General features: G+C 58.7%; 23 protein-coding genes and 1 rRNA gene. 14 read left to right on the plus strand and 10 right to left on the minus strand.

What is annotated here, in order from left to right; genetic code table 11:
* Nucleotides 1-115, plus strand: a 5S ribosomal RNA gene (rrf, locus tag ACJ8QI_RS23540).
* Between the two features lie 72 nt (nt 116-187).
* Here rrf and mobB read toward each other — a convergent pair.
* Together mobB and mobA are read right to left on the minus strand one after the other, a co-directional pair.
* Nucleotides 188-706 carry a molybdopterin-guanine dinucleotide biosynthesis protein MobB gene (gene mobB, locus ACJ8QI_RS23545; protein WP_442533170.1) on the minus strand — a complete coding sequence of 173 codons (519 nt, stop codon included), beginning with the start codon at nt 704-706 and terminating at the stop codon, nt 188-190.
* Entirely contained in the window at nt 703-1,293 is a 591-nt protein-coding gene (mobA, locus tag ACJ8QI_RS23550; RefSeq protein ID WP_336844458.1) for a molybdenum cofactor guanylyltransferase MobA, read from the minus strand. The genes mobB and mobA overlap by 4 nt, the downstream gene beginning before the upstream one ends.
* A gap of 148 nt (nt 1,294-1,441) precedes the next feature.
* Between mobA and ACJ8QI_RS23555 the strand changes: the two genes are divergently transcribed.
* From ACJ8QI_RS23555 to dsbA, 3 genes are all read left to right on the plus strand, one after another.
* Nucleotides 1,442-1,711: a YihD family protein gene (locus ACJ8QI_RS23555; RefSeq protein ID WP_004931268.1), complete on the plus strand. Its 270-nt coding sequence runs from the start codon at nt 1,442-1,444 to the stop codon at nt 1,709-1,711.
* Nucleotides 1,712-1,809: 98 nt separating this feature from the next.
* Complete coding sequence (locus tag ACJ8QI_RS23560; RefSeq protein ID WP_084827033.1) at nt 1,810-2,796, plus strand: serine/threonine protein kinase; 987 nt, start codon at nt 1,810-1,812, stop codon at nt 2,794-2,796.
* A 29-nt stretch (nt 2,797-2,825) separates the two neighbouring features.
* Entirely contained in the window at nt 2,826-3,449 is a 624-nt protein-coding gene (dsbA, locus tag ACJ8QI_RS23565; RefSeq protein ID WP_004931264.1) for a thiol:disulfide interchange protein DsbA, read from the plus strand.
* Nucleotides 3,450-3,492: 43 nt separating this feature from the next.
* Here the strand turns inward: dsbA and ACJ8QI_RS23570 are convergent, their stop codons facing one another.
* Nucleotides 3,493-4,389 (minus strand): acyltransferase, encoded by an 897-nt coding sequence (locus ACJ8QI_RS23570; RefSeq protein WP_015379457.1) that lies wholly within the window; start codon nt 4,387-4,389, stop codon nt 3,493-3,495.
* A 497-nt stretch (nt 4,390-4,886) separates the two neighbouring features.
* Between ACJ8QI_RS23570 and polA the strand changes: the two genes are divergently transcribed.
* Nucleotides 4,887-7,685 carry a DNA polymerase I gene (polA, locus tag ACJ8QI_RS23575; protein WP_164268752.1) on the plus strand — a complete coding sequence of 933 codons (2,799 nt, stop codon included), beginning with the start codon at nt 4,887-4,889 and terminating at the stop codon, nt 7,683-7,685.
* 191 nt (nt 7,686-7,876) lie between these two features.
* Complete coding sequence (locus tag ACJ8QI_RS23580) at nt 7,877-7,924, plus strand: spot 42 RNA, inhibition of DNA synthesis (protein WP_071892919.1); 48 nt, start codon at nt 7,877-7,879, stop codon at nt 7,922-7,924.
* 276 nt (nt 7,925-8,200) lie between these two features.
* On the opposite strand, the gene yihA is transcribed toward ACJ8QI_RS23580, so the two are convergent.
* Nucleotides 8,201-8,845, minus strand: coding sequence for a ribosome biogenesis GTP-binding protein YihA/YsxC (yihA, locus tag ACJ8QI_RS23585; RefSeq protein WP_019452177.1), 645 nt, complete (start codon nt 8,843-8,845; stop codon nt 8,201-8,203).
* Between the two features lie 734 nt (nt 8,846-9,579).
* On the opposite strand from yihA, the gene yihI reads away from it, so the two are divergent.
* Both yihI and hemN read left to right on the plus strand, forming a co-directional pair.
* Entirely contained in the window at nt 9,580-10,119 is a 540-nt protein-coding gene (gene yihI, locus ACJ8QI_RS23590; protein WP_071890410.1) for a Der GTPase-activating protein YihI, read from the plus strand.
* Between the two features lie 182 nt (nt 10,120-10,301).
* Nucleotides 10,302-11,675: an oxygen-independent coproporphyrinogen III oxidase gene (hemN, locus tag ACJ8QI_RS23595; RefSeq protein WP_100397012.1), complete on the plus strand. Its 1,374-nt coding sequence runs from the start codon at nt 10,302-10,304 to the stop codon at nt 11,673-11,675.
* A gap of 34 nt (nt 11,676-11,709) precedes the next feature.
* Here the strand turns inward: hemN and ACJ8QI_RS23600 are convergent, their stop codons facing one another.
* The 4 genes from ACJ8QI_RS23600 to glnA form a co-directional block, all read right to left on the minus strand.
* Complete coding sequence (locus tag ACJ8QI_RS23600; RefSeq protein ID WP_015379453.1) at nt 11,710-11,832, minus strand: YshB family small membrane protein; 123 nt, start codon at nt 11,830-11,832, stop codon at nt 11,710-11,712.
* Between the two features lie 112 nt (nt 11,833-11,944).
* Nucleotides 11,945-13,357 (minus strand): nitrogen regulation protein NR(I), encoded by a 1,413-nt coding sequence (gene glnG, locus ACJ8QI_RS23605; protein ID WP_015379452.1) that lies wholly within the window; start codon nt 13,355-13,357, stop codon nt 11,945-11,947.
* An 8-nt stretch (nt 13,358-13,365) separates the two neighbouring features.
* Nucleotides 13,366-14,415 (minus strand): nitrogen regulation protein NR(II), encoded by a 1,050-nt coding sequence (gene glnL, locus ACJ8QI_RS23610; protein ID WP_004931246.1) that lies wholly within the window; start codon nt 14,413-14,415, stop codon nt 13,366-13,368.
* Nucleotides 14,416-14,608: 193 nt separating this feature from the next.
* Nucleotides 14,609-16,018, minus strand: coding sequence for a glutamate--ammonia ligase (gene glnA / locus ACJ8QI_RS23615; RefSeq protein WP_019452181.1), 1,410 nt, complete (start codon nt 16,016-16,018; stop codon nt 14,609-14,611).
* A 370-nt stretch (nt 16,019-16,388) separates the two neighbouring features.
* Between glnA and typA the strand changes: the two genes are divergently transcribed.
* The 5 genes from typA to fabY all read left to right on the plus strand — a co-directional run bounded on the left by typA (nt 16,389) and on the right by fabY (nt 21,317).
* Nucleotides 16,389-18,212 carry a ribosome-dependent GTPase TypA gene (gene typA, locus ACJ8QI_RS23620; protein ID WP_004931243.1) on the plus strand — a complete coding sequence of 608 codons (1,824 nt, stop codon included), beginning with the start codon at nt 16,389-16,391 and terminating at the stop codon, nt 18,210-18,212.
* A 166-nt stretch (nt 18,213-18,378) separates the two neighbouring features.
* Nucleotides 18,379-18,969 (plus strand): glucose-1-phosphatase, encoded by a 591-nt coding sequence (yihX, locus tag ACJ8QI_RS23625; protein WP_060425015.1) that lies wholly within the window; start codon nt 18,379-18,381, stop codon nt 18,967-18,969.
* Between the two features lie 51 nt (nt 18,970-19,020).
* A complete protein-coding gene (locus ACJ8QI_RS23630) occupies nt 19,021-19,914 on the plus strand; it encodes a virulence factor BrkB family protein (RefSeq protein WP_049201866.1) in 894 nt (297 codons plus the stop codon).
* Nucleotides 19,911-20,348 carry a D-aminoacyl-tRNA deacylase gene (gene dtd / locus ACJ8QI_RS23635; protein ID WP_025304712.1) on the plus strand — a complete coding sequence of 146 codons (438 nt, stop codon included), beginning with the start codon at nt 19,911-19,913 and terminating at the stop codon, nt 20,346-20,348. Before ACJ8QI_RS23630 ends, dtd begins: the two co-directional genes overlap by 4 nt.
* A 21-nt stretch (nt 20,349-20,369) precedes the next feature.
* A complete protein-coding gene (fabY, locus tag ACJ8QI_RS23640) occupies nt 20,370-21,317 on the plus strand; it encodes a fatty acid biosynthesis protein FabY (RefSeq protein WP_004931235.1) in 948 nt (315 codons plus the stop codon).
* A 38-nt stretch (nt 21,318-21,355) separates the two neighbouring features.
* Here the strand turns inward: fabY and ACJ8QI_RS23645 are convergent, their stop codons facing one another.
* Nucleotides 21,356-23,017, minus strand: coding sequence for an AsmA family protein (locus tag ACJ8QI_RS23645; protein WP_442533171.1), 1,662 nt, complete (start codon nt 23,015-23,017; stop codon nt 21,356-21,358).
* A 128-nt stretch (nt 23,018-23,145) separates the two neighbouring features.
* A complete protein-coding gene (locus ACJ8QI_RS23650; protein WP_019452186.1) occupies nt 23,146-24,546 on the minus strand; it encodes a nucleobase:cation symporter-2 family protein in 1,401 nt (466 codons plus the stop codon).
* Nucleotides 24,547-24,786: 240 nt separating this feature from the next.
* On the opposite strand from ACJ8QI_RS23650, the gene gltS reads away from it, so the two are divergent.
* Nucleotides 24,787-25,998, plus strand: a complete 1,212-nt coding sequence (gene gltS, locus ACJ8QI_RS23655; RefSeq protein ID WP_038872558.1) for a sodium/glutamate symporter — start codon at nt 24,787-24,789, stop codon at nt 25,996-25,998.
* Nucleotides 25,999-26,026: the final 28 nt, after the last annotated feature.

A 26,026-nucleotide genomic window follows, 5' to 3' on the forward strand; every position in this document is an offset into this window, starting at 1 on the left:
CTGGCGGCAATAGCGCGGTGGTCCCACCTGACCCCATGCCGAACTCAGAAGTGAAACGCCGTAGCGCCGATGGTAGTGTGGGGTCTCCCCATGCGAGAGTAGGACACTGCCAGGCATCAAACAAAGCAAAAAGCCCTGAACATCAGTTCAGGGATTTTTGCTATGCGTAAAATGCAAAAAAGCGCAGCTACGCTGCGCCGTTCAACCACTCGACAATAAAATCGGCGATGCTTTCCGGTTGATTGAGATCCAATTGCTTAGCCGCGATGGATAGCGGCCGATCGCTGGCTACCGCCACGACAAACTGATCCAGCATGCCTTCCAACGGTCTGCCGATCTCGGCCCGATAAAGCAGGATCTTGCTGACCGGCTCATGTTTGAACCCTTCCACCAGAATCAAATCGACCTTATCGGCATCAAAACGTTCTGCCAGGTAGAGCAGGTCCAAAGGTTGTTGTTCCGGCGTTTCGGTCATTAATGCCCAGCGGCGATCGCTGGCGACCAGCGTTTGGTCGGCACCCGCTTTGCGCAGCTCATAGCTGTCTTTGCCCGGCGTATCCACATCCATGTCATGATGCGTATGCTTTATCAACCCAACCCTCACCTGGCGCTGTTTCAGCATCGGGATCAGCTGTTTGAGCAGGGTGGTTTTTCCCGTTCCACTATAGGCAGCGATGGCCAGCAAGGGGGGCAATGAACGATTCATTTCTTTAGCTCTCGTGCTTGCTGCCAATTCCGGCAGTCTTCCGGCGTATTCAGATTATGAAATGCCGCTTGTTGCCCGCGGAACACCACGCGTTGTGCGTTAATCTGATGCAAGAACAGCATCAGCTTGCGTTCACCCCGCGTCAGATAGTCAGCCAGCTGCGGCGCTGTTTGGGTATGCAATAACGCCAGCGTAGGGTGATCTCGTTCACCATCGCTGGCAAAGGCCGCTGGCGCTGCGCCTTTTTGCTGCCATAGCTGCGCGACTAAGTCGGCGGGAAAGTCGGGGACGTCACAAGGGACGAAGGCCACCCACTCGTTGGGAGATTGCTTGAGCCCGGCGAGCATCCCGGCCAACGGCCCGGCGAAATCGGGCGTCAGATCGCCAATCACCGGCAAACCGCTCGCCTGGTAGCGTGCCTGATTGCGGTTGGCGCTGATGGCGACGGAAGCCACCTGCGGCCGTAACCGGGCCAGAACATGCTGATAGAGTGCGATACCGCCAATCGACACCAGTCCTTTATCCTCACCGCCCATGCGCGTGGCTCGCCCGCCGGCCAAAATTACGCCGCTGATTTCTTTATGCATCTCGTTTATCCCGCCTTGTCGATGCGCTGATTGTAGCGCTAAAGCCGGCGAGACATCAGGATTTACCTTTATTGACAAGCCGGTTCTTTCACTGCGTGGGTAAGCCTGTTACTTTGTGAGTTTATTCATGCTATTGGACGATATTGAGATGAAAACGCATCGCGTAAACGAGTTGATCGAGCTGTTGCACCCGGCCTGGCAGGAAGATCCCGATCTCAATTTGATGCAGTTTTTGCAAAAACTGGCGAAGGAAGCGGGCTTCCAGGGCGAGTTGTCCGAGCTGAGCGATGATATTCTTATTTATCACCTGAAAATGCGCGGCAGCGCCGGCACGGATCAGATCCCGGGCCTGAAGAAAGATTACGAAGAAGATTTTAAAACGGCGCTGTTGCGCGCTCGCGGGGTTATTAAGGACTGACCTTCGTGCGGTGCGAGAAAGCATAGCTCGTGAAACGTGCCATTAATGCTACTATTTCTCATTCCCGGCACCGTGCTGTCAGCGATCAAACGAACGTTATGAATAACTCTGCTTTTAATTTCGACACTCTGTCGCCCGACTTGATTATGGACGCGCTAGAAGGGGTTGGCCTGCGCGTCGACTCCGGTCTGACGGCGCTGAACAGCTACGAGAACCGCGTCTATCAGTTTATGGATGAAGATCGCCGGCGCTACGTAGTGAAGTTTTACCGCCCGGAGCGCTGGAGCGCTGCGCAGATCGGTGAGGAGCACCAGTTCGCTCTGGATCTGGCGAAGGCGGAGATCCCGGCGGTAGCGCCGTTGGCGTTGCAAGGCGCTACGCTGCATACGCACGCTGGGTTCTTCTTTACCCTGTTCCCCAGCGTGGGCGGGCGGCAGTACGAGATAGACAACCTGGATCAGTTGGAATGGGTGGGTCGTTTCTTGGGGCGTATCCATCAGGTCGGTGGTGAGCGTTTGTTCGCCGAGCGGCCGACGATGGGGGTTGAAGAGTATCTCACCGCCCCGCGTCAGGTGTTGGCCGGTTGCGAGCTGTTGCCGGCAGCGCAGCGTGAGGGGTTCCTGCAGGCGACGGATAACCTGATCGCGGCGATCAAGCCGCACTGGCATCTGAACTGGCAGCCGCGCCGTTTGCACGGTGATTGCCATCCGGGCAATATTTTGTGGCGCGACGGCCCGCTGTTCGTCGATCTTGATGACGCACGTAATGGCCCTGCGGTGCAGGACTTGTGGATGCTGCTGCACGGCGAACGCCGCGATCAACTGATGCAGTTGGACGTCTTGCTGGAGGCGTACGGTGAATTTGCCGAGTTCGATCAGCGCGAGTTGGCGTTGATCGAGCCGCTGCGGGCGATGCGCATGGTGTATTACCTGGCCTGGGTCGCCCGCCGTTGGCAGGATCCGGCCTTTCCTAAGAGTTTTCCGTGGATGGCGGAGTCTGATTTCTGGTTGTCTCAGACTGCGGCCTTCACCGAACAGGTTAAGCTGTTGCAGGAGCCTCCTCTGCAGCTGACGCCAATGTATTGAAGCTTTAACACAATGGAGAGTTTAGTCTTATGAAAAAAATATGGTTGGCGCTCGTTGGCATGGTGATGGCATTCAGTGCCTCGGCGGCACAGTTTAGCGATGGCGCTCAGTACGTGACCCTGGACAAGCCGGTGACCGGCGAGCCGCAGGTGCTGGAGTTCTTCTCCTTCTACTGCCCGCACTGCTACCAGTTCGAGCAGGTCTATCACGTGTCTGAAAACGTGAAGAAGGCCTTGCCTGCCGGCACCAAAATGACCAAGTACCACGTGGAGTTCCTGGGGCCGTTGGGCAAACAGCTGACTCAGGCATGGGCGGTTGCGATGGCGCTGGGCGTGGAAGACAAAGTAAGCCCGCTGATGTTTGAAGCGGTACAGAAAACCCAGACCGTGCAAACGCCGGACGATATCCGTAACGTCTTCGTGAAAGCGGGCGTGACCGCCGCTGATTATGACGCGGCCTGGAACAGCTTCGTGGTGAAATCTCTGGTGGTTCAACAGGAGAAAGCCGCGGAAGATCTGCAGCTGCGCGGTGTGCCGGCGGTATTCGTGAACGGCAAATACATGGTTAAAAACGATGGCCTGGACACCAGCTCGATGGACGCGTACGTGAAGCAGTTCGCCGACGTGGTTAAATTCCTTAGCCAGCAGAAATAAGCCTGATTCAGCATGAAAAACGCCGGCATTGCCGGCGTTTTTTTTACCCGTATTGCCGCTTCAATTTATCCAGCAACCGATCTTTTTCCTGCCACAGCGTATTCAGCCACAGCTGGAAGCGCCGCTTGAACTGTTTGTCGTTGAAGTAGTCCCCGTGCAGGGTTTCATCGATCGGCAGCGTTTCTATTCTTACCACGATACGCGTCAGCCGCCCACACAGCATATCCATAAAGGGCCGTTGGTTATTTTCCGGATAGAGCAGGGTAACGTTCAACACTTTGTCGAACTGATTGCCCAGCGCGCTGAGCGTAAACGCAATGCCGGCGGCTTTGGGCGCCAGCAAATTGCGATACGGCGAATTGCTTTTAATTTTCTTGGCTTCCGTGAAGCGCGAACCCTCGACGAAATTGACGATGGTGGTTGGACGCTGACGGAATTTTTCGCAGGAACGGCGCGTCGTTTCGATATCCTTGCCGCGTTTCTCCGGATGCTTGAGTAAATAGGCGCGGGAGTAACGTTTCATGAATGGCATGTCCAGCGCCCAACAGGCCAGACCTACAAAAGGCACCCAGGCTAACTGTTGCTTGAGGAAGTACTTATTCATTGGAATATGATTTCTGAACAGCACGCACAATACGACAATGTCCGACCAACTTTCGTGGTTGCTGATCAGCAGATACCAGTTTTTTCGATCCAGCCCCTCCAGCCCTTCAATATCCCAACGTAATTGCCCGTTAATGCGCAATAACAGCGCCAGCCCCTGACACCAGCACCACATCATGAAATCGGCAAAAGCCGAGATATATCGCCAAACGGCGGGAATGGGCACCAGGAGTTTCACGATGCCGGCCAGCGTGATGGGGATGGAGCACAACACCGTCACCAGAATCGTGAGTATGACGGAAATGATAAAGATAACAGGCGTTAACAATCTTGGCATGGTTATGGGCTGACGGTTGTTGAGAACATCGTTGCATGCCGAAGCGCATGAACAAAAACATATTTTAACAGAAATCGCCGGGGTAAAGCGCCGCTAAAAATGACTGTTTTTCGTCTCATTGGATAACCATTTGCTGAGTTTTCGTGCAACTTTCCCAGCTTGTGCTAGGGTAATTGAGGCGCCGAATTTGATTAATAGTGCGATTAAAATCCGGCGAAAGTTATATCCACAAATCCAATAAAAGCCAGTAATAAAGCGTCGCCGGAATTCGTTCTTTTAACGCGGTGATTTAAATAGGAATTTTATTCGCCGTTATAACGATAATCGGAGCGTTATAATTCGGTCTCTTTTCTATGCACAAAGTTATCCACAGGTAAGATCTTGCGGATCCTCACGCACCATCACATCATTTTCGTCCGTAATGCACGCTAAGGTTCGTCTCCGGCGGCCAGCTATGGCATGCTTACCCCTATGTCCGATCACGATAAAGAAACGCTATGGCCCAGATTGCAGAAAACCCACTAATCCTGGTTGACGGTTCCTCCTACCTCTACCGCGCTTATCACGCCTTCCCGCCGCTGACCAACTCGGCGGGCGAGCCGACCGGCGCGATGTACGGCGTGCTGAATATGCTGCGCAGCCTGTTGCTGCAGTATCAACCGAGCCACGTTGCCGTGGTGTTTGATGCCAAAGGGAAGACTTTCCGCGATGAGCTGTTCGCCGAATACAAGTCGCACCGGCCGCCGATGCCGGACGATCTGCGAGCGCAGATCGAGCCGTTGCACAACATGGTCAAGGCGATGGGCCTGCCGCTGCTGGTGACGCCCGGCGTTGAGGCGGACGACGTTATCGGTACGCTGGCGCTGGAGGCCGAAAAGGCCGGCCACGCGGTGCTGATCAGCACCGGCGACAAAGACATGGCGCAGCTGGTGACACCGAACGTCACCCTGATCAACACCATGAACAACACGATCCTCGGCCCGCAGGAAGTGTGCGACAAGTACGGTATTCCGCCGGAGCTGATCATCGACTTCCTGGCGTTGATGGGCGATTCGTCGGACAACATTCCCGGCGTGCCGGGCGTGGGCGAGAAAACCGCCCAGGCGTTGCTGCAGGGCATCGGTGGGCTGGATGCTTTGTACGGCAATCTGGAGAGCATCGCCACGCTGAGCTTCCGCGGTGCCAAAACCATGGCGGCCAAGCTGGAGCAGAATAAAGAGGTCGCGTATCTCTCCTATAAGCTGGCGACGATCAAAACCGACGTCGAGCTGGATCTGACCTGCGCTGAGCTGACGGTGTCCGAGCCGGATGTCGATACGCTGCAACAGCTGTTCAAACAGTACGAGTTCAAACGCTGGTTGGCGGACGTGGAAGCCGGCGTATGGCTGGAAAACAAGAAAGGCGCGGGTGCGAAAGCTGCCGGCGCCGCCAAACCGGCCGCCGCGGCGGAAGCGCCGAAGGCGCTGGCGGAGGCCAAGCTGTCCCAGGAGGGGTATGTCACTATCCTGGATGAAGCGACCTTTACCGACTGGCTGGCGCGGCTGAAAAAGGCCGACGTGTTTGCCTTCGATACCGAAACCGACGGCCTGGATACCCTGACCGCCAACCTGATCGGTCTGTCCTTCGCGATTGCACCGGGCGAAGCGGCTTATTTGCCGGTGGCGCACGATTATCTGGATGCCCCGCCACAGCTGGATCGCGCCTACGTGCTGGAAGCGCTCAAGCCGCTGCTGGAGGACGATAAAGCGCTGAAGGTCGGGCAAAACCTGAAGTTCGATATGAGCCTGCTGGCGCGCTACGGCATTGAGATGCGCGGTATCGCCTACGACACCATGCTGGAGTCCTATGTGCTGGACAGCGTCGGCGGCCGTCATGATATGGACAGCCTGGCCGATCGTTATCTGGGCCACAAAACCATCACCTTCGAAGAAATCGCTGGCAAGGGCAAGAACCAGCTGACGTTCAACCAGATCGCCCTGGAGCAGGCGGCGCCTTACGCCGCCGAAGACGCGGATGTCACGCTGCAGCTGCACCTGGCGATGTGGCCGCAGCTGAAGCAGAGCGCAGAGCTGCTGACGGTGTTCAACGAGATTGAAATGCCGCTGCTGCCGGTGCTCTCGCATATTGAACGCACCGGGGTGCTGATCGATCCGGCCATTTTGTCGGCCCACTCCCAGGAGCTGGCCAAGCGTCTGGCGGAACTGGAGGCGCAGGCCCATGAGCTGGCGGAAGAGCCGTTCAACCTGGCGTCGACCAAGCAGCTGCAGGCTATCCTGTACGAAAAACAAAAGCTGCCGGTGCTGAAGAAAACCCCGGGCGGGGCGCCCTCCACTAACGAAGAAGTGCTGGCCGAGCTGGCGCTGGACTACCCGCTGCCGAAGGTGATCCTGGAATACCGCGGCCTGGCGAAGCTGAAGACCACCTATACCGACAAGCTGCCGCTGATGATCAATCCGGTCAGCGGCCGGGTGCATACCTCGTACCATCAGGCGGTGACCGCGACCGGGCGTCTCTCCTCGAGCGATCCGAACCTGCAGAACATCCCGGTGCGCAACGATGAAGGGCGACGCATTCGCCAGGCCTTTATCGCGCCGGAAGGTTACCGCATCGTCGCGGCCGACTACTCGCAGATCGAGCTGCGCATCATGGCGCATCTGTCACAGGATGAAGGGCTGCTGAAGGCCTTCGCCGAAGGGAAAGACATTCACCGCGCCACGGCGTCGGAAGTCTTCGGCGTGCCGTTGGATAAAGTGACCGGCGAACAGCGCCGCAGCGCCAAGGCGATTAACTTCGGTCTGATTTACGGCATGAGCGCCTTCGGCCTGGCGCGTCAGCTGGGGATCCCGCGTGGGGAAGCCCAGCGCTATATGGATCTGTACTTCGAGCGTTACCCGGGCGTGCTGGACTACATGGAGCGCACCCGCCAGCAGGCTTCCGAACAGGGCTATGTCAGCACGCTGGATGGGCGCCGCCTGTATCTGCCGGACGTCCGCTCCAGCAACGCCATGCGCCGCAAGGCGGCCGAGCGTGCCGCCATCAACGCCCCGATGCAGGGCACGGCGGCCGACATTATCAAACGTGCGATGATCGAGGTCGACGCCTGGCTGCAAGGGCAGGAGAAGCCGCTGGTGCGCGCGATCATGCAGGTGCACGATGAATTGGTGTTTGAGGTGCACGAGTCGGTGATCGAAGAAGCCAGCCAACGTATCCGCCAATTGATGGAGGGCAGCATGACGCTGGCGGTGCCGTTGAAGGTCGACGTGGGCGTCGGCATGAACTGGGATGAGGCGCACTGATCGCCGGTTTATCGCCGGATGTGCTAACTGGCGAGAACCTAAGCATTTTTCGTAATTAAGCTACAAGATGCGGCGATAGTTTCCCCAACTTCGCCGTTCTTGCGCCGCAAATTGTGTAAGTAAACTACAAAAAATTCTTTTTCCCTGCGAAAAAATGATGTAGAGTTACAGGCGTAGGGTACAGAGGTAAGATGTTCTATCTTTCAGACCTTTTACTTCACGTAATCGGATTTGGCTGAATATTTAGCCGCCCCAGTCAGTATTGACTGGGGCGTTTTTTATTGTAAAAACAGCAGCAAACCATACTTTTTTCCTATCTCTTCGCACCGTTTTTCGTTCCCGCTCCCGCTCCCTCAACGCCGTGATTTGGTGAGATCAGCCTGCCTGGCGATAAGTTTTTATGATGGCTTTATTTCAGAACTGTAATTAGATAACAAAAAATCCCGCCTGTGGCTGAACTGCGGGCATAAAAAAGCCGATGCGGTGAGGCATCGGCTCTGGCGTTCAGCCTGGGCTTATTCGCCGGCTTCGTCTTCCGGCAGCACTTCCGGCGGGATCTCGTTAAACCAGGTATCCAGCTTCTGGCGCAGCTTGTCGACGCCGATTTTCTTCAGCGACGAGAAGGCTTCAACCTGGATATCCCCCATAAACGGCAGCACCGCTTCACGCACCATATTGAGCTGCGCCTTGCGTGCGCCGGAGGCCAGTTTGTCGGCCTTGGTCAGCAGCACCAGCACCGGGGTGCCGACGTCGACCGCCCACTGGATCATCTGCTGGTCGAGATCTTTCAGCGGATGGCGGATATCCATCAGCACCACCAGGCCCTTCAGGCTGTTGCGCATCTGCAGGTATTCGCCCAGCGCGCGCTGCCATTTGCGCTTCATCTCTTCCGGCACTTCGGCGTAGCCGTAACCCGGCAGGTCGACCAGGCGGATGCCGTCTTCCACTTCGAACAGGTTGATCAGCTGGGTGCGCCCCGGCGTTTTACTGGTGCGCGCCAGGCTTTTTTGGTTGGTCAGGGTATTCAGCGCGCTGGATTTCCCGGCGTTGGAACGGCCGGCAAAGGCGACTTCAATTCCTGCATCCCCCGGCAGATGGCGAATATCGGGTGCGCTGGTGACGAAATGGGTCACATGATAGTTGTAGTTCTTGCTGGTCAAAATTTTTCGTCTCCGTGAGGATGGCTAACTGGTTGGCGATTATAACTGCATCAGCGGTAAAAATGGCGTGTTTCTCGGTTTTTAAGCGGTGGGACGCGATAAAACGACAGTTATGCCGCGCGTAGGTTGTGAGACATTTGCCATTCGAATCGCGGGTAATGTCGCTTTATTCGAAAGTGATATTTCTGTTTTTATTTTAAAAACAACATGTTGTTTTTTCGTTGTAGGGAAATGTCATCCAAAACGGTGTCAGGTGCCTTGAGCCTTCGCAACAATAACGTAAAGTAGTCGTTAACGCAGGGTTGCGCAGGATTAGGGAACATCCGGGAAGGATGACAAATCTCAGGGAACGCACAGGGCGTGCAATGAGTGCCAGGATGAACGCAAAAGGAAGTGACCCTTTCGCACCGGAATAGGCGGCAGGCACATCGGATGGTGAAGTATCGGCAATTTGGATGCCCGCAGGAAGCGCGCTCGGGAAGAGCGGATGCGAATGGATTGCGCCATGGACGATTTTTCTTTCAGGATGAAGGACGTAGTGGCAGGGAATGCGGTTATAGCAGAGGGAAAAACCGGGATGTTGCATGTACGCAAGGAGCGCGTAACAGGAATACCCTTCGCGAGAAGGTGCGAAATAGGCGGCAGGTTTAACCTGCCGCCTTTTTTCTTTGTCCGCTTTCTGCTAGATTCCGCCGCAATTCTATACTGAATCTACATACCTAAGAGCACACGCTATGAACCAGCCATCAAAAGCACCTCGCGGCAGCGCGGCGAAGTCAAAAACGAAAAAGAAAAGCCGTATGGAGCTCGATCAGGAAGCGCGCGAGCGCAAACGCCTGAAAAAGCGCCGTGGCCTCGCTTCCGGTTCGCGCACCCAGGTCGAGTCCGGCAGCCAGAAAAACAAATCGGCGGCGGCAGCCAAAGATCCGCGTATCGGCAGTAAAGTGCCGGTTGCGCTGGTGGTCGACGAGACCAAAGTGAAGGCCAAACCGCAGCCGAAACCAAAGGCCGAAGCGAAACCGCGCCTGTCGCCGGAAGAAGAGCTGGCGAAGCTGGAAAATGACGAGCGCCTGAACGCGCTGCTGGATCGCATCGACGACGGCGAAACGCTGAACGCGGAAGAGCAAGCGTATGTCGACAAGACGCTGGATCGCATCGATGTGCTGATGGACGTGCTGGGCATCGAACTGGGCGAAGACGACGACGAAGAAGAAGAGAAGCAGGAAGATATTCTGAAGCTGCTGAAAGGCGGCAATCCGAAAGACGCCTTTTAACGCGCTATGTGGCTAATCCCGACAATAGCCCTACTCTTGATGTGTTATCTGCTGTGGTTATTCGGTAAACTATGGCGGCTGTCTAAGCGCAAAGCGCGTTTTCGCAGCGCTTCCGTGGCCAGACAGCGCAGACAACCGCCCCTCTCCCGGCCCGGTAGAAAAAGATATCGGAAGGAGTGAGCATGTCAGAGCAGACGATTGTCTGGGATTTGGCCCTGATCCAAAAATATAACTACTCAGGGCCGCGTTATACCTCATACCCCACGGCGCTGGAGTTTAACCAGCGCTACGACGAAGCGGCGTTTCAACGCGCCGCTGCGCGCTACCCTGAGCGGCCGCTGTCGCTGTACGTGCATATCCCTTTCTGCCATAAGCTGTGCTACTTCTGCGGCTGCAACAAGCTGGTGACGCGCCAGACGCACAAGGCCGACGAATACCTGAACGTTTTGGCGCAAGAGATCGCCTGCCGTGCGCCGCTGTTCGCCGGCCGTAAGGTCGGCCAGATGCACTGGGGCGGCGGTACGCCGACCTACCTGGATAAAGCGCAAATCAGCCGGCTGGTGGCGTTGCTGCGCGAACACTTTGATTTCCTGCCCGATGCGGAGATGTCGATCGAGGTCGATCCGCGCGAGATAGAGCTGGATGTGCTCGATCATTTACGCGCAGAAGGCTTTAACCGTCTGAGCATGGGGGTGCAGGATTTCGACAAGCAGGTGCAGCAGCTGGTCAACCGCGAGCAGGATGAGGCCTTTATCTTCGCCCTGATAGAGCGGGCTAAAGCGCTGGGCTTCCGCTCGACCAATATCGATCTGATCTACGGCCTGCCGAAACAGACGCCGGAAAGCTTCGCTTTCACGCTGCAGCGGGTGGCTGAGCTGAATCCCGATCGCCTCAGCGTGTTCAACTACGCGCATATGCCGAACTTGTTCGCTGCCCAGCGCAAAATCAAAGACGCCGATCTGCCGGGCGCGCAGCAGAAGCTGGATATCCTGCAGCAGAGCATCGCTTTCTTGACCGGCACCGGCTATCAGTTCATCGGCATGGATCACTTTGCGCGCCCGGACGACGAGCTGGCAATCGCCCAACGCGAAGGCAAGCTGCACCGCAATTTCCAGGGCTACACCACCCAGGGCGACAGCGATCTGCTGGGGCTGGGCGTGTCGGCCATCAGCATGCTAGGCGACAGCTATGCGCAGAACCAGAAAGAGCTGAAGCATTACTATGACAGCGTACAGGCGCAGGGTAATGCGCTGTGGCGCGGGCTGGCGTTGACGGACGACGATTGCCTGCGGCGCGATCTGATCAAAACCCTGATCTGCAATTTCCGGTTGGCGTATCAGCCGCTCGAACGGCAATACGGCATCGACTTTACCGCTTACTTCGCCGAAGACTTGCAGCTGCTGGCGCCGTTTGAACGCGATGGGCTGGTGGAGCGGGACGAGCAGGGCATCCGCGTCACGCCGCGCGGGCGCTTGCTGATCCGCAATATCTGCATGTGTTTTGACCGCTATCTGCGGCAACAGGCGCGCAGCCAGCAATTCTCACGGGTGATTTGAGGATGAAAAAACAGCCGCTGATGCGGCTGTTTTTTTAACTGAAGAAGTTAATCAGCGCGGCGCACAACACCGCGGCAACCGCCGCCTGCGGGGTGTGACTGGCAGCGGAGCCCAGCTCCGCGCCCTGAGAAATGAATACGATGAAAGAGTCCAGCATCGTCAACCTCCAGAGTGTGCGACACGATCATACTGCGCCCGCACCGGCTGTAAAGCCTGCGATTGGCGTTTTTTTGTGCGCCGGACTGCGTTTTTCATCATCCATCCTGCTCCTATTCCATGCCCAGCTCTTTAAGCTTGCGGGTCAGGGTATTGCGCCCCCAGCCCAGCAAGCGCGCGGCTTCCTGTTTGTGCCCCTGAGTGTGGCGCAGCGCGGTGGTGAGCAGCGTGCGCTCCATTTCCGGCTGCGCTTCCGACAGCAGGTTTTGATGACCGGAACGCAGCGCGCGATCGGCCCACTGCGCCAGCAGCGTGGCCCAGCTGTCCGGCAAACTGTGGCTGGGGCTTTCCGGCGCGGCGGTTTCGAACAGCTCACCCGGCAGATCCTGGATCAGCACTTCCTGCCCGGCGGCCATCACCGTCAGCCAGCGGCAGGTGTTCTCCAGCTGGCGCACGTTGCCCGGCCAGGGCAGGCGGGTCAGCGCGGTTTCGGTTTCCGGGTGCAGGTTCTTGGCTTCGACGCCTAACTCTTTGGCGGCGATCTGCAGGAAGTGGCGCGCCAGCCGCGGGATGTCTTCACGGCGCTCGCGCAGCGGCGGCAGGTGTACGCGGATCACGTTCAAGCGGTGGAACAGATCCTCGCGGAACTTGCCTTCCTGCACCCGCAGCTCCAGGTTCTGGTGCGTGGCGGCGATGATGCGCACGTCGACCTTCACCGGCGCATAGCCGCCGACCCGGTAGAACTGGCCATCCGCTAGCACCCGCAGCAGGCGCGTTTGCACGTCGAGCGGCATATCGCCGATCTCGTCGAGGAACAGCGTGCCGCCGTCGGCCTGTTCAAAGCGGCCCTGACGGATTTGGTTCGCGCCGGTGAAGGCGCCTTTCTCGTGGCCGAACAGCTCGGACTCGATCAGATCCTTGGGGATGGCGGCCATGTTCAGGGCGATGAACGGCGACTTGGCGCGCGGGCTGTGTCGGTGCAGCGCATGCGCCACCAGTTCCTTGCCGGTGCCGGATTCGCCGTTGATCAACACGCTGATCGACGAACGCGACAGCCGGCCGATGATGCGAAACACGTCCTGCATCGCCGGCGCTTCGCCGATGATGTCCGCCGCCGGATCGCTGGCCGGCTGGCTGCGCACCGGCTGCTGCTGCTCCTGATAATGGCTGATGGCGCGCTCGACCAGCGCCACCGCTTCGTCGATGTCGAACGGCTTCGGCAGGTAGTCGAAGGCCCCTTGCTGATAGGCGCTGACGGCGGCGTCCAAATCCGAATGCGCGGTCATGATGATCACCGGCAGCATCGGATGGCGCTGTTTGATCTGCTTGAGCAGCGCCAGGCCGTCTATACCCGGCATGCGGATATCGGACAGCAGCACGTCGGGGGTTTGCGTGGCCAAGGCTTCCAGCACGTCATTGCCGCCTTCGAAGGTGGCGCAGCTCAGGCCCGCGCCGGTGAGCGCACGCTCAAGCACCCAGCGGATGGAGCTATCGTCATCGACGATCCAGACTATCCCTCGTTGCATAGCAAACCTCACTGACGAATGGGCAGGTAGACCGAGAATTCGGTATGACCTGGCCAACTGTTGAATTCAATTTTTCCGCAATGCTGATCGATAAGATTGCGGGCGATGGATAATCCCAGGCCGGTACCGCCTTCACGGCCGCTGACCATCGGGTAGAACAGCGTGTCCTGCAGCTGCGCCGGTACGCCGGGGCCGTCGTCTTCGACGTCGATGCGCGCCGCCAGGCGGTAGCGGGTGCCGTGCAACGTAATCTGAAACGCGGTGCGGGTGCGCAGCGTGATGGTGCCGCCCGCTTCGCCCAGCGCCTGCAGCGCGTTGCGGGTGATGTTCAGCAGCACCTGTTCAATCTGATCCGGGTCGTGGGCCATTTCCGGCAGGCTCGGATCGTAGTCGCGCACCAGCGTGACGTTATCCGGCATTTCCAGCGACACCAGCTGGCAGACGCGCTCCGCGACCTGATGAATGCTCTGGGTAATGTGCTGGCCGGGCCGCTGTGGGCCGAGCAGGCGATCCACCAGATTGCGCAGCCGATCGGCCTGCTCAATGATCACCTTGGTGTATTCGGTCAGCGCCGGATCGGGCAGCGCCTTGGCCAGCAGCTGCGCCGCGCCGCGCAGGCCGCCCAGCGGATTTTTAATCTCGTGCGCCAAACCGCGCACCAGATCGCGGGCCGCCACCTGTTGGGCATGCTGCAGCTGTTCCTGGCTCAGGCGGCGCTGATTGTCCATCGGCGCCAGCTCGACCAGGATATAGCCTTCCGGCAGCGCCTGAGCGGTCAGGGAAAGGATATGCGCGCGGCCGTCGACCACCAGGGTCACTTCGTTGTCGGTGAAGCCCTGACCGGCGCGCAGGCTTTCGCGCATCAAAGAGACGTTCAGCGAAAAATAACCGAGCAAATCGGGCAGCGGCGTGCCGAACAGCTTGCGGGAGCTTTGCGCCAGCAGCTGCTGTGCCGCCGGGTTGGCGTAGTGAACCGCCAGTGAGTCATCCAACAGCAGGATGCTGTTGATGAGTGAATTGAGGATCTGCCCAGCATCGGGCAGCTTGCCAGTTGCCATACAGCAGACTCCTGCACCTTTTTAGTGCATCTATCCTACTCCATCCGGGATCGGCGCGGTATGGAATAGTTTTGCAGAAAATACGGTGGAGAAAAAAACCCATCCGAAGATGGGCTGAAAGTTTCCACGGCAACAAAAAAGCGATAACAAAAATGTGGGCGCCGCCCGCCTGTGCAGACGGCGCGGGTAGGGCTTAGACGCTGTAGTACAGTTCGAACTCAACCGGGTGTGGCGTCATGCGAACGCGGTCCATCTCTTCTTTGCGCAGTTCGATGTAGGCATCGATCGCATCGTCGGTGAACACGCCGCCGCGGGTCAGGAACTCGCGGTCTTCGTTCAGTGCGGCCATTGCTTCGTCCAGCGAGCCGGCCACTTTTGGGATCTCGGCTTCTTCTTCCGGCGGCAGGTCGTACAGGTTTTTGTCCATGGCGTCGCCAGGGTGGATCTTGTTGATGATGCCGTCCAGGCCGGCCATCAGCAGCGCGGCGAAGCACAGGTATGGGTTAGCCGCCGGATCCGGGAAGCGGGCTTCGATGCGGCGCGCTTTCGGGCTGGAGACCACCGGGATACGGATGGACGCGGAGCGGTTACGGGCGGAGTAAGCCAGCATCACCGGCGCTTCGTAGCCTGGCACCAGACGCTTGTACGAGTTGGTGGTCGGGTTGGCCAGGGCGTTGATCGCTTTGGCGTGCTTGATGATGCCGCCGATGTAGAACAGCGCGGTTTCAGACAGGCCGCCGTATTTGTCGCCGGCGAACAGGTTGGTGCCGTTCTTGGACAGCGACATGTGGCAGTGCATGCCGGAACCGTTGTCGCCGAACATAGGCTTCGGCATGAAGGTCGCGGTTTTGCCGAAGGCGTGCGCCACGTTGTGCACCACGTATTTGTAGATCTGAATTTCGTCGGCTTTCTTGGTCATGGTGTTGAAGCGGGTTGCCACTTCGTTCTGACCGGCGGTCGCCACTTCGTGGTGGTGCGCTTCAACCACCAGGCCCATCTCTTCCATGGTCAGACACATGGTAGAACGCAGATCCTGCGAAGAGTCGACCGGTGGAACCGGGAAGTAACCGCCTTTCACCGCCGGACGGTGGCCTTTGTTGCCGCCGTCGTATTTTGTGCCGGAGTTCCAGGCGCCTTCGATGTCGTCGATGGCCACGTGGGAACCGCGGATGCTGCTGCCGAAGCGGATGTCGTCGAACAGGAAGAATTCAGGCTCTGGCCCGAACAGCACGGTGTCCGCGATGCCGGAAGAGCGCAGGAAGTCTTCGGCGCGTTTGGAGATGGAGCGCGGGTCGCGATCGTAGCCTTGCATGGTGCCCGGCTCGAGAATGTCGCAGCGAATGATCAGCGTAGGTTCTTCGAAGAACGGATCCAGAACCGCCGTGCTGGCGTCCGGCATCAGCACCATGTCAGATTCGTTGATGCCCTTCCAACCACCGATAGAGGAGCCGTCAAACATTTTACCTTCTTCGAAGAAGTCGGCGTTTACCTGGTGAGCCGGGATAGTCACGTGCTGTTCCTTACCCTTGGTGTCAGTGAAACGCAGGTCTACGAATTTCACTTCATGCTCATTCAGCATCGTCAAAACGTGTTCAGCGGACATACTTAACTCTCCCGGTTTATCATTGTCGTCGTCGTGGAACGAATCTGTGGAACTGGCTTTTTTTCGCCTTGAAAAGACTAAAGCGAAAAGCGTGCCAACTTTTAGAAAAGGCTTTTATCGCCTCTCTGCGCGGGTTTTACCCAGCCACAGTATGCACCATCAACGATAAATTGCACTGTTATGGTGCAATAAGGGTGGGTGCGGGCACCGAAATGGTGCAAAAGTGCAACGATTGCGGCTTTTTGCACCGTGAAAGGGATCACAAACTGACCGGTACGCGGTTGTTTATAAGAGATGGTTGTGATCTTGTTTAGTCCCTCGCTTAATACGTGTACAATAGCGCGCTATTTCTAATGCCCGAGGCAAAGCTGTGATCGAAAATTTGCGTAACATCGCCATTATTGCCCACGTTGACCATGGTAAAACCACCCTGGTTGATAAGCTGCTGCAACAATCCGGTACTTTCGGAGAGCGTGCGGAAGCGACCGAACGCGTAATGGACTCCAACGATTTGGAGAAAGAGCGTGGGATTACCATCCTCGCAAAAAACACCGCCATTAATTGGAACGGTTACCGTATCAACATCGTGGATACCCCAGGACACGCCGACTTCGGCGGCGAGGTAGAGCGCGTGATGTCGATGGTTGACTCGGTGCTGCTGGTTGTGGATGCAATGGATGGCCCTATGCCGCAAACCCGCTTCGTGACCAAGAAGGCCTTCGCCAACGGTCTGAAGCCGATCGTGGTCATCAACAAGGTTGACCGTCCTGGCGCGCGCCCTGACTGGGTTGTGGATCAGGTGTTCGACCTGTTCGTGAACCTCGACGCGACCGACGAGCAGCTCGACTTCCCGATCATCTACGCTTCTGCGCTGAACGGCATCGCCGGCGTCGACCACACCGACATGGCGGAAGACATGACCCCGCTGTATCAGGCGATCGTCGACCACGTGTCTGCGCCGCAGGTTGAGCTGGAAGCGCCATTCCAGATGCAGATCTCCCAGTTGGACTACAACAACTACCTGGGCGTTATCGGCATCGGCCGCATCAAGCGCGGTAAAGTGAAGCCGAACCAGCAGGTCACCATCATCGACAGCGAAGGTAAAACTCGCAACGGTAAAGTGGGCAAAGTGCTGGGCCACCTGGGTCTGGAACGTATCGACAGCACCCTGGCGGAAGCGGGCGACATCATCGCCATCACCGGCCTGGGCGAGCTGAACATCTCCGACACCATCTGCGACACCAACGCCGTAGAAGCGCTGCCGGCGCTGTCCGTCGACGAACCGACCGTCACCATGTTCTTCAACGTCAACACCTCGCCATTCTGCGGTAAAGAAGGTAAGTACGTGACCTCGCGTCAGATCCTTGATCGTCTGAACAAAGAGCTGGTGCACAACGTGGCGCTGCGCGTTGAAGAAACCGACGATGCGGACGCCTTCCGCGTATCCGGCCGTGGCGAACTGCACCTGTCGGTGCTGATCGAAAACATGCGTCGCGAAGGTTTCGAGCTGGCGGTTTCCCGTCCGAAAGTTATCTTCCGTGAAATCGATGGCCGCAAGCAGGAGCCATTCGAGAACGTAACGCTGGATATCGAAGAGCAGCATCAGGGTTCCGTGATGCAGGCGATGGGTGAGCGTAAAGCCGACCTGAAAAACATGGATCCGGACGGTAAGGGCCGCGTGCGTCTCGACTACGTGATCCCAAGCCGCGGTCTGATCGGCTTCCGTAACGAATTCATGACCATGACTTCGGGTACCGGCCTGCTGTACTCCACCTTCAGCCACTACGACGACGTGCGTCCGGGCGAAGTGGGCCAGCGTCAGAACGGCGTGCTGATCTCCAACGGCCAGGGCAAAGCGGTAGCGTTCGCGCTGTTCGGCCTGCAGGATCGCGGCAAGCTGTTCCTGGGCCACGGTGCAGAAGTGTATGAAGGCCAGATCATCGGTATTCACTCACGCTCTAACGACCTGACCGTAAACTGCCTGACCGGTAAGAAGCTGACCAACATGCGTGCTTCCGGTACTGACGAAGCGACTACCCTGGTTCCGGCCATCAAAATGACCCTGGAGCAAGCTCTGGAGTTCATCGATGACGACGAACTGGTAGAAGTGACGCCAACCTCGATCCGTATCCGTAAGCGTCACCTGACGGAAAACGATCGTAAGCGTGCCAGCCGCGGTCCTAAAGACGCTTAATCGCTGATTGAGTGTCTCATGCTTAGGGCGCGGTTCTCGCGCCCTGAGTTTTTTCCTCTGTTGTTCCCCGTTTGTGCGGCGCGCTATGCGCTTTTCCGTTCGCTCCCTGTTCAGCTGTTCCTTTTCCCGCTACAGTGAAATCTCACCGGCCCATCAGGAGAGGACTATGCTGTATATCTTTGATTTAGGTAATGTGATCGTCGATATCGATTTCAAGCGTGTGCTGGGCGTGTGGAGCAATTTGAGCGGCACGCCGTTGGCGGTGCTGTCCGATCGTTTCACCATGGGTGAGGTATTCCAGCAACATGAACGCGGTGAAATCAGCGACGAAGACTTCGCCGGCAAGCTGTGCGATGAAATGGGCATCGCGCTCAGCTTCGAGCAATTCGCCACCGGCTGGCAGGCGGTATTTGTCGCGCTGCGCCCGGAAGTAATCGACATCATGCAGCGCCTGCGCAACGAGGGTCACCGGGTGGTGGTGCTGTCGAACACCAACCGTCTGCACTGCAACTACTGGCCGCAGCACTATCCTGAAGTGGCCGCCGCCGCCGATCATCTTTATCTGTCGCAAGATCTCGGCATGCGCAAGCCGGAGGCCGATATCTATCAACATGTGCTGGCTGCGGAAAACACCGCCGCCGCCGACGCGGTGTTCTTCGACGATCACCCGGCGAACGTCCTCGCCGCGCAGGCGCTGGGGATCAAGACGGTGCACGTCACCGATCGCGACGTGGTGCCGGCCTATTTTGCCCAATGAGCGCAGGGCGCGTTAAGCTTAAGGCGTATCAACTGACATCAAGGAGTGACCATGTCGTTTTTCCGCCGCAAGAAGCTGCCCTCTGCGATTAAGCCCGGCGTCACCTTCGGACGGTTGCTGTACCAGCGTATCGATCACGATGGCCTGACGATGTTGGCGGGCCATCTCGCCTATGTTTCCCTGCTGTCGCTGGTGCCGCTGGTCACCGTGGTGTTCGCGCTGTTCGCCGCTTTCCCGATGTTTTCCGACATCAGCGAACAGCTGAAGAGCTTCATCTTTTCCAATTTCGTGCCGGCCGCCGGCAACGTCATACAGAACTACCTGGAACAGTTCGTCGCCAACTCCAACAAGATGACCGCCGTCGGCACCTGCGGGCTGATCGTCACCGCGCTGCTGCTGATCTCCTCGGTGGACAGCGTGTTGAACACCATCTGGCGCAGCAAGAACAAGCGGCCGATCGTCTTCTCCTTCGCCGTGTACTGGATGGTGCTGACGCTGGGGCCGCTGCTGGTGGGTGCCAGCATGGCCATCAGCTCCTACCTGCTGTCGCTCAACTGGCTGGCACAGACCGGCGTCAACGGTTTGGTGGATCAGGTGCTGCGCATCTTCCCGCTGATTTTGTCGTGCATCTCCTTCTGGCTGCTGTATTGCATCGTGCCGACGGTGCGGGTGCCGCCCAAAGACGCGCTGATTGGCGCGGTGGTGGCCGGATTGCTGTTCGAGCTGGGCAAGAAGGGATTCGCGCTGTACGTCACCATGTTCCCCTCCTATCAGCTGATTTACGGCGTGCTGGCGGTGATCCCGATTTTATTCCTGTGGGTCTACTGGAGCTGGTGTATCGTGTTACTCGGCGCGGAAATCACCGTGACCATCGGCGAATACCGCGACTACCGCCGGCAGAAGGCGGAGCAACAGGAACAGAAACCAGAAGGGCAGCAGGAATGATTGCGTTGATTCAACGGGTGTTAAACGCCAGCGTCACGGTGGGTGGCGAGACGGTAGGCAAGATTGGCCCCGGTTTGTTAGTGTTATTGGGCGTGGAGCAGGGCGATAACGAGCAAAAAGCGCAGCGCCTGTGCGAACGCGTGTTGGGATACCGCATTTTCGGCGACGAGAACGACAAGATGAATCTCAACGTCCAGCAGGCCGGGGGCAGCGTGCTGGTCGTTTCGCAGTTCACCCTGGCGGCGGACACCCAAAAGGGCATGCGGCCCAGCTTCTCGCGCGGTGCTGCGCCGCAGGAAGCCGATCGGTTGTATCAATATTTTGTTGGCCAGTGCCGCGAACGCGGCGTAGAGACCCAGACCGGCGAGTTCGCCGCCGACATGCAGGTGGCGCTGGTCAACGATGGTCCGGTGACATTCTGGCTACAGGTCTAAGCATTCGGAGAACAGGCGTCTATGTATCACCTACGAGTACCCGTAACAGAGCAAGAACTGAAGGAGTATTACCAGTTTCGCTGGGAAATGCTGCGCAAGCCGCTGCACCAGCCGGTGGGTTCGGAAAAGGATGCCTATGACGCCATGGCCCATCACCAAATGGTGGTGGACGAGGCCGGTAAAATCGTCGCCATCGGGCGGCTGTACATCAATGCCGACAACGAGGCGGCGATCCGTTTTCTGGCGGTAGACCCGACGCTGCAGGATAAAGGGCTGGGGACGCTGGTGGCGATGACGCTGGAGTCCGTTGCGCGGCAGGAGGGCGTGAAGCGGGTGGTGTGTAGCGCTCGTGAGGACGCGGTGGACTTCTTCGCCAAGCTGGGGTTCGTCAATCAGGGGGAGATCACTGCGCCGCAGACCACCCCGATCCGCCACTTTTTGATGATCAAACCGGTAGCGACGCTGGACGATATCCTGCATCGCCCCGACTGGTGCGGCCAACTGCAGCAGGCCTGGTATGAACATATCCCGCTGAGCGAAAAGATGGGCGTGCGCATCAGCCAATACACCGGCCAGCGCTTCGTCACCACCATGCCGGAGATCGGCAACCAGAATCCACACCATACGCTGTTCGCCGGCAGCCTGTTCTCGCTGGCGACGCTGACCGCCTGGGGGCTGATTTGGCTGCTGCTGCGCGAGCGCCATCTCGGCGGCACCATCATTCTGGCGGACGCGCACATTCGCTACAGCAAACCGATCACCGGCAGGCCGCGGGCGGTGGCGGATCTCGGCTCGCTGAGCGGCGATTTGGCGCGTCTGGCGCGCGGCCGCCGCGCGCGCGTACACGCCGAAGTGCATCTGTTCGGCGACGAGGATAAAGGTGCGGTGTTCGAAGGCACCTACATGGTGTTGCCGGCCGAGCCGGATGTGCCGTTGGATCAGGGCGGTTCTGAAGCGCTGGAAGAATAAGGCGGCGGCCCTGCCCTGAGGGCGGGCCGCGCAGTGCATTACGGCAGTTGTTGGTTCACCGCTTGGCCGTCGCCGGCGGTGGCCTGCAGATTGCCCTTCAACGAGGCTTTGAACGGCCCATCGCTGTTCAGCAGCCCTTTCAACTGCAGCTCAAGATTGCCGTCGCCCGTCAGCGGCACCGGCTGCCATCCCCATTGCTGCAAAGTGTTGATCGGTACCGATCGGCCGTGCAGCGTCAGCTGGAACGGCTTGCCCGGCAGCTGATCGACGGTCGCTTTGGCCTCAAGCAACCCATTAGGCATAAAGGCGCTGAGCTCGGTGACGGCGATCTGATTGGCGTCGGCGTTCAGCGCCAGCGAAGGGCGCCGCACGTCTATCTTGTTGAAGGTCGCTTCGCTGCCGTTCAGGTTCAGCGAGCCGGACCAGATGCCCCATTGGCGATCGCGCGCCAGCAGCAGGTTGCTGCCGTAGCCGTCCAGCGCGGTGATCTGGAACGGGAATGCCGGGTTGATATCGATGATCAGATTGCGGTTGGTGGTCAGTTTAGTGACGTACACCTCCGCCAGCCAGTCCGGCAGCGGTTTCAGCCACAGCTCGCGCCAGTCGATCGGCAGGGTGTACTCCAGCGCCGCCATGGCCACTTCATCCAGCTGCAGGCGTTTGCCGGCGCGCAGCCAGTTGCCGGAGGTGCGCAGCAGCCCGCCTTCCCAGCGGGTGGTGAATTGCTGAATGGCGATGCCGGCGGAAGAGAGCCGCAGGGTGGCGATCGGGTCGATCAGGTGGAAACTGCCGTTGATCACGTCGCCGGCGTTGACGTTGAGCGAGCCGTCTTCGCTGCGCCAGTCGCCTTTTTCGATGCTGACGTTTTGCAACGACAGATCGAGATCGTTAAACGCCCATGCCTTGCCTTCCAGGCGCGCGTCGATCAGATCGAAACGCTTGAGGGTGACCGGCGGCAGCGTGGTAAAGCGCTGCATGAATTCCGCCAGCGTCAACGGGGTCTGCATGCGCACGCCGCTCAGCCGCAGGCGATCCACCTGCCAACTGCCGTCGGCGGCGCGGCTGGCCACGCCGGTCAGGTCGCCCTGCGCCAGATTGGCGCCGAAGTTGTTCAACCGCAGCTGGCCCTGTTTTTGCTCCCCCTGCACCAACACCTTCGAGGCGGGTATGCCGTTCAGCGTCATCGAACCGGCGCTGAACTGGAACTGGTTGTTGTCCCCCAGCAGATGGCCGGCCAGCGGGCGCCACGGCGTGATGCCGGCAGTGACCTGCTGCGCGTTGAGCTGCCACTCGCTATCGTTGGACTGCAACGCCATGTTGCTCAGCTGCAGCACGTCGGCCTGTACAGGCAGCGCCGCCGCCTGGGGCTGCACGTTCAACGTGCCGTCGCGCAGCGTGACGCTGTGGAAATAGCGCGGTTCGGTGATTTGGCGCAGGCTGAGGCCGAGATCGACGCGTTTGGCGACCAGCGCCTGCGGCTGGCCGTTGCGCGCCAGCTGCACGTCTTCCAGAGCGATCTGGTCCGGCTGGCTCCACGAATGGGTGATTTTTCCTATCGACAGGCGGTATTCGCTGTTGTCGCTGATCCAGGCGCTCAGGCGGCCTGCCGCCCAGCGAGTTTGCCCCACCAGGTACAGCACCACCACCGCCAACACGATCAGCAGCAGCAACGTCAGCAACAGCTTTCCGATAAATTTCATCGTCTACATCCGCATCGGTCAAAAAAGATACCCTGTTTATGCCGCAATTGGCCGGGCATCTCAAGGGCAATGGTCTGATAGACAATAAAAAACGGCCGCAAGCGGCCGTTTGAACATCAATGGACGGGTTACTTTTTCTCGTGTTCCTGAGGGAACACCAGGTTCAGCACGATGGCGGTAATACCGCCGGCGGCGATGCCGGAAGAGAGCAGGGTTTTCAGCCAGTCCGGCGCGAACTGCAGGATCAGCGGCTGCTGGGAGACGCCCATGCCGACGGCCAGCGACAGCGCCATGATCATGATGGCGCGACGGTTCAGACGCTCGCGCGACACGATGCGCACGCCGGAGGCGGCGATGGTGCCGAACATCACGATGGTCGCGCCGCCCAGGACCGGCTCGGGAATGTGCTGTACGAAGCCGGCCACCGCCGGGAACAGCCCCAGCGCGATCAGCATCAGCGCCACCACGAAGCCAACGTAGCGGCTGGCGACGCCGGTCAGCTGGATCACGCCGTTGTTCTGGCCGAAGCAGGAGTTGGGGAAGGTGTTGAACACTGCCGACAGCATCGAGTTCAGGCCGTTGGCCAGCACGCCGCCCTTCAGGCGCTTCATGTACAGCGGCCCGCTGACCGGCTGTTCGGAGACGTCGGAGGTGGCGGTGATGTCACCGATGGTTTCCAGCGAGGTGACCATAAAGATCAGCATCAGCGGCAGCAGCAGGTTCCAGTCGAAGCCCAGGCCGTAATAGAGCGGCGTGGGGATGGTGATCGCCGCTGTGGGGGCCGCCGGTGCGTCGGCGGGCAGCATGTCCATCGCCCAGGCCAACAGATAGCCGACCGCCATGGCGATCACCAGCGAAGCCACGCGCAGATAAGGGTTGCGCTGGCGGTTCAGCAGGATGATCACCGCCAGCACCGCGCCGGCCAGCAGCAGGTTTTTCGGCGAGCCGAAGCTGTGATCGTTCATCGCGGCGTAGCCGCCGCCGATCGAGGTCAGGCCGACCTGAATCAGCGACAGGCCGATGATCATCACCACGATGCCGGAAACCAGCGGGGTGATGATGCGGCGCGCCAGATGCAGCACGCGCGACAGCAAAATTTCGGTGCAGGAAGCGACCATCAGGGTGCCGAACAGCGCGGCCATCATGGTCGGCACGTCGGCGCCGCCGTTTTTCAGCGCCAGACCGCCCATGATCAGCGGCGAAACGAAGTTGAAGCTGGTGCCCTGAATCGACAGCAGCCCGGAACCCACCGGCCCCCAGGTTTTGATTTGCAGAATGGAAGCCAGACCGGAGGCGAACAGCGACATGCTGATGATGTGCTGGGTATCCTGTGCCGGCAGGCCCAGCGCCTGGCAGATCAGCAGGGCCGGAGTGATCACCGCGACGAACATCGCCAGCAGATGCTGGCCGGCGGCAAACAGCGTTTGCGGCAGCGGCGGGCGATCTTCCAGGCGATAAATCAGTTCACTGGCGCGGGGTTCTGAGGCGGCTTGGCGCGCGGCATCAAGCTCGGAGGATGACATGCTCATGGTGTGGCGTTTCCAGATACGGCAAAGCAGGCATTTTAATGCTCCGCCCCGCAAAAGCAAACGGTTGCGCGTAAATATTATGTTGCCGACTTTCTCGCTTATGTCGCATTTTCATTCATTTTTTCTTGTCATCTCAGCGTTTTTTACTTTTAATCCTGCACTCATCAAGTTTAAAAACTAAGTGGTTTTCTATAACTTATTATTTTTATTTGGATCTTTTCCCTTACATGGAGTACCTGGATGTTTCATCTTGATACTTATGGCACGTTAGTCGCGGCGACGCTGGTTTTGCTCCTCGGGGGCAAGTGCGTCAGAACCATTCCTCTGCTGCGAAAATATACCATTCCTGCTCCCGTCGCCGGCGGTTTGCTGGTGGCTCTCCTGCTGTTAGCCCTGAAAAAGCTCGTCAACTGGGAAATCAGTTTTGACATGTCGCTGAAGGACCCGCTGATGCTGGCCTTCTTCGCCACCATCGGCCTGAACGCCAACCTGGCGCGTTTGCGCGCCGGCGGCAAGGTGCTGGTGGTGTTCCTGTTCGTGGTGCTGGGGTTGCTTATCGTGCAGAACGCCATCGGTATCGGCATGGCGAAAATGCTGGGGCTGGATCCGCTGATGGGCCTGATCGCCGGGTCGATCACCCTGTCGGGCGGGCATGGTACCGGGGCGGCCTGGAGCAAGCTGTTCATCGAGCGCTACGGTTTTGAAAACGCGACGGAAGTCGCCATGGCCTGCGCCACCTTCGGGCTGGTGCTGGGCGGCCTGATCGGTGGCCCGGTGGCGCGCTATCTGGTCAAGCACTCCTCCACGCCGGAGGGCACCCCGGAAGACAGCGTGCAGCCGAGCGGCTTCGAGAAGCCGGAAAGCGGTCGCCTGATCACCTCGCTGGTGATGATCGAAACCATCGCCATGATCGCCATCTGTCTGAGCCTGGGGCAGCTGATTGCCGGCCTGCTGAGCGGCACGGTGTTTGAACTGCCGAACTTCGTTTGCGTGCTGTTCGTCGGGGTGATCCTCAGCAACACGTTGGCCTTCACCGGTTTTTATACCGTGTTCGAGCGGGCGGTATCGGTGCTGGGCAACGTCAGCCTGTCGCTGTTCCTGGCAATGGCACTGATGAGCCTGCGCCTGTGGGAGCTGGCCTCGCTGGCGCTGCCGATGTTGGCGATCCTGGCGGTGCAGACGCTGGTCATGGCGCTGTATGCGATCTTCGTTACCTACCGGGTGATGGGTAAAAACTACGACGCGGCGGTGCTGGCTGCCGGCCACTGCGGCTTCGGCATGGGCGCCACGCCGACGGCGATCGCCAACATGCAGGCGATCACCGATCGCTTCGGCCCGTCGCACGTGGCGTTTTTGGTGGTGCCGATGGTGGGGGCGTTCTTTATCGATATCGCCAACGCCATCGTCATCAAGCTGTATCTGCTGCTGCCGGTGTTCCCGGCGGTGGGGTGATATCGCGAGTCATAATGAAAAGGGCGCC

The sequence above is a fragment of the Serratia sp. CY84636 genome (assembly GCF_052166245.1).
Classification (GTDB): Bacteria; Pseudomonadota; Gammaproteobacteria; order Enterobacterales; family Enterobacteriaceae; genus Serratia; species Serratia nevei.

What these genes read in the sequence shown, in the direction of transcription:
- yihI (WP_071890410.1), top strand. Translation starts at nt 9,580, where the DNA reads ATGAACCAGCCATCAAAAGCACCTCGCGGCAGCGCGGCGAAGTCAAAA.
- ACJ8QI_RS23630 (WP_049201866.1), top strand. Translation starts at nt 19,021, where the DNA reads ATGTCGTTTTTCCGCCGCAAGAAGCTGCCCTCTGCGATTAAGCCCGGC.
- fabY (WP_004931235.1), top strand. Translation starts at nt 20,370, where the DNA reads ATGTATCACCTACGAGTACCCGTAACAGAGCAAGAACTGAAGGAGTAT.
- dtd (WP_025304712.1), top strand. Translation starts at nt 19,911, where the DNA reads ATGATTGCGTTGATTCAACGGGTGTTAAACGCCAGCGTCACGGTGGGT.
- mobB (WP_442533170.1), bottom strand. Translation starts at nt 706, where the DNA reads ATGAATCGTTCATTGCCCCCCTTGCTGGCCATCGCTGCCTATAGTGGA.
- yihX (WP_060425015.1), top strand. Translation starts at nt 18,379, where the DNA reads ATGCTGTATATCTTTGATTTAGGTAATGTGATCGTCGATATCGATTTC.
- glnA (WP_019452181.1), bottom strand. Translation starts at nt 16,018, where the DNA reads ATGTCCGCTGAACACGTTTTGACGATGCTGAATGAGCATGAAGTGAAA.
- ACJ8QI_RS23600 (WP_015379453.1), bottom strand. Translation starts at nt 11,832, where the DNA reads ATGCTGGACTCTTTCATCGTATTCATTTCTCAGGGCGCGGAGCTGGGC.
- ACJ8QI_RS23570 (WP_015379457.1), bottom strand. Translation starts at nt 4,389, where the DNA reads ATGCCAAGATTGTTAACGCCTGTTATCTTTATCATTTCCGTCATACTC.
- dsbA (WP_004931264.1), top strand. Translation starts at nt 2,826, where the DNA reads ATGAAAAAAATATGGTTGGCGCTCGTTGGCATGGTGATGGCATTCAGT.
- ACJ8QI_RS23650 (WP_019452186.1), bottom strand. Translation starts at nt 24,546, where the DNA reads ATGAGCATGTCATCCTCCGAGCTTGATGCCGCGCGCCAAGCCGCCTCA.
- glnL (WP_004931246.1), bottom strand. Translation starts at nt 14,415, where the DNA reads ATGGCAACTGGCAAGCTGCCCGATGCTGGGCAGATCCTCAATTCACTC.
- gltS (WP_038872558.1), top strand. Translation starts at nt 24,787, where the DNA reads ATGTTTCATCTTGATACTTATGGCACGTTAGTCGCGGCGACGCTGGTT.
- mobA (WP_336844458.1), bottom strand. Translation starts at nt 1,293, where the DNA reads ATGCATAAAGAAATCAGCGGCGTAATTTTGGCCGGCGGGCGAGCCACG.
- ACJ8QI_RS23555 (WP_004931268.1), top strand. Translation starts at nt 1,442, where the DNA reads ATGAAAACGCATCGCGTAAACGAGTTGATCGAGCTGTTGCACCCGGCC.
- hemN (WP_100397012.1), top strand. Translation starts at nt 10,302, where the DNA reads ATGTCAGAGCAGACGATTGTCTGGGATTTGGCCCTGATCCAAAAATAT.
- ACJ8QI_RS23560 (WP_084827033.1), top strand. Translation starts at nt 1,810, where the DNA reads ATGAATAACTCTGCTTTTAATTTCGACACTCTGTCGCCCGACTTGATT.
- glnG (WP_015379452.1), bottom strand. Translation starts at nt 13,357, where the DNA reads ATGCAACGAGGGATAGTCTGGATCGTCGATGACGATAGCTCCATCCGC.
- polA (WP_164268752.1), top strand. Translation starts at nt 4,887, where the DNA reads ATGGCCCAGATTGCAGAAAACCCACTAATCCTGGTTGACGGTTCCTCC.
- ACJ8QI_RS23645 (WP_442533171.1), bottom strand. Translation starts at nt 23,017, where the DNA reads ATGAAATTTATCGGAAAGCTGTTGCTGACGTTGCTGCTGCTGATCGTG.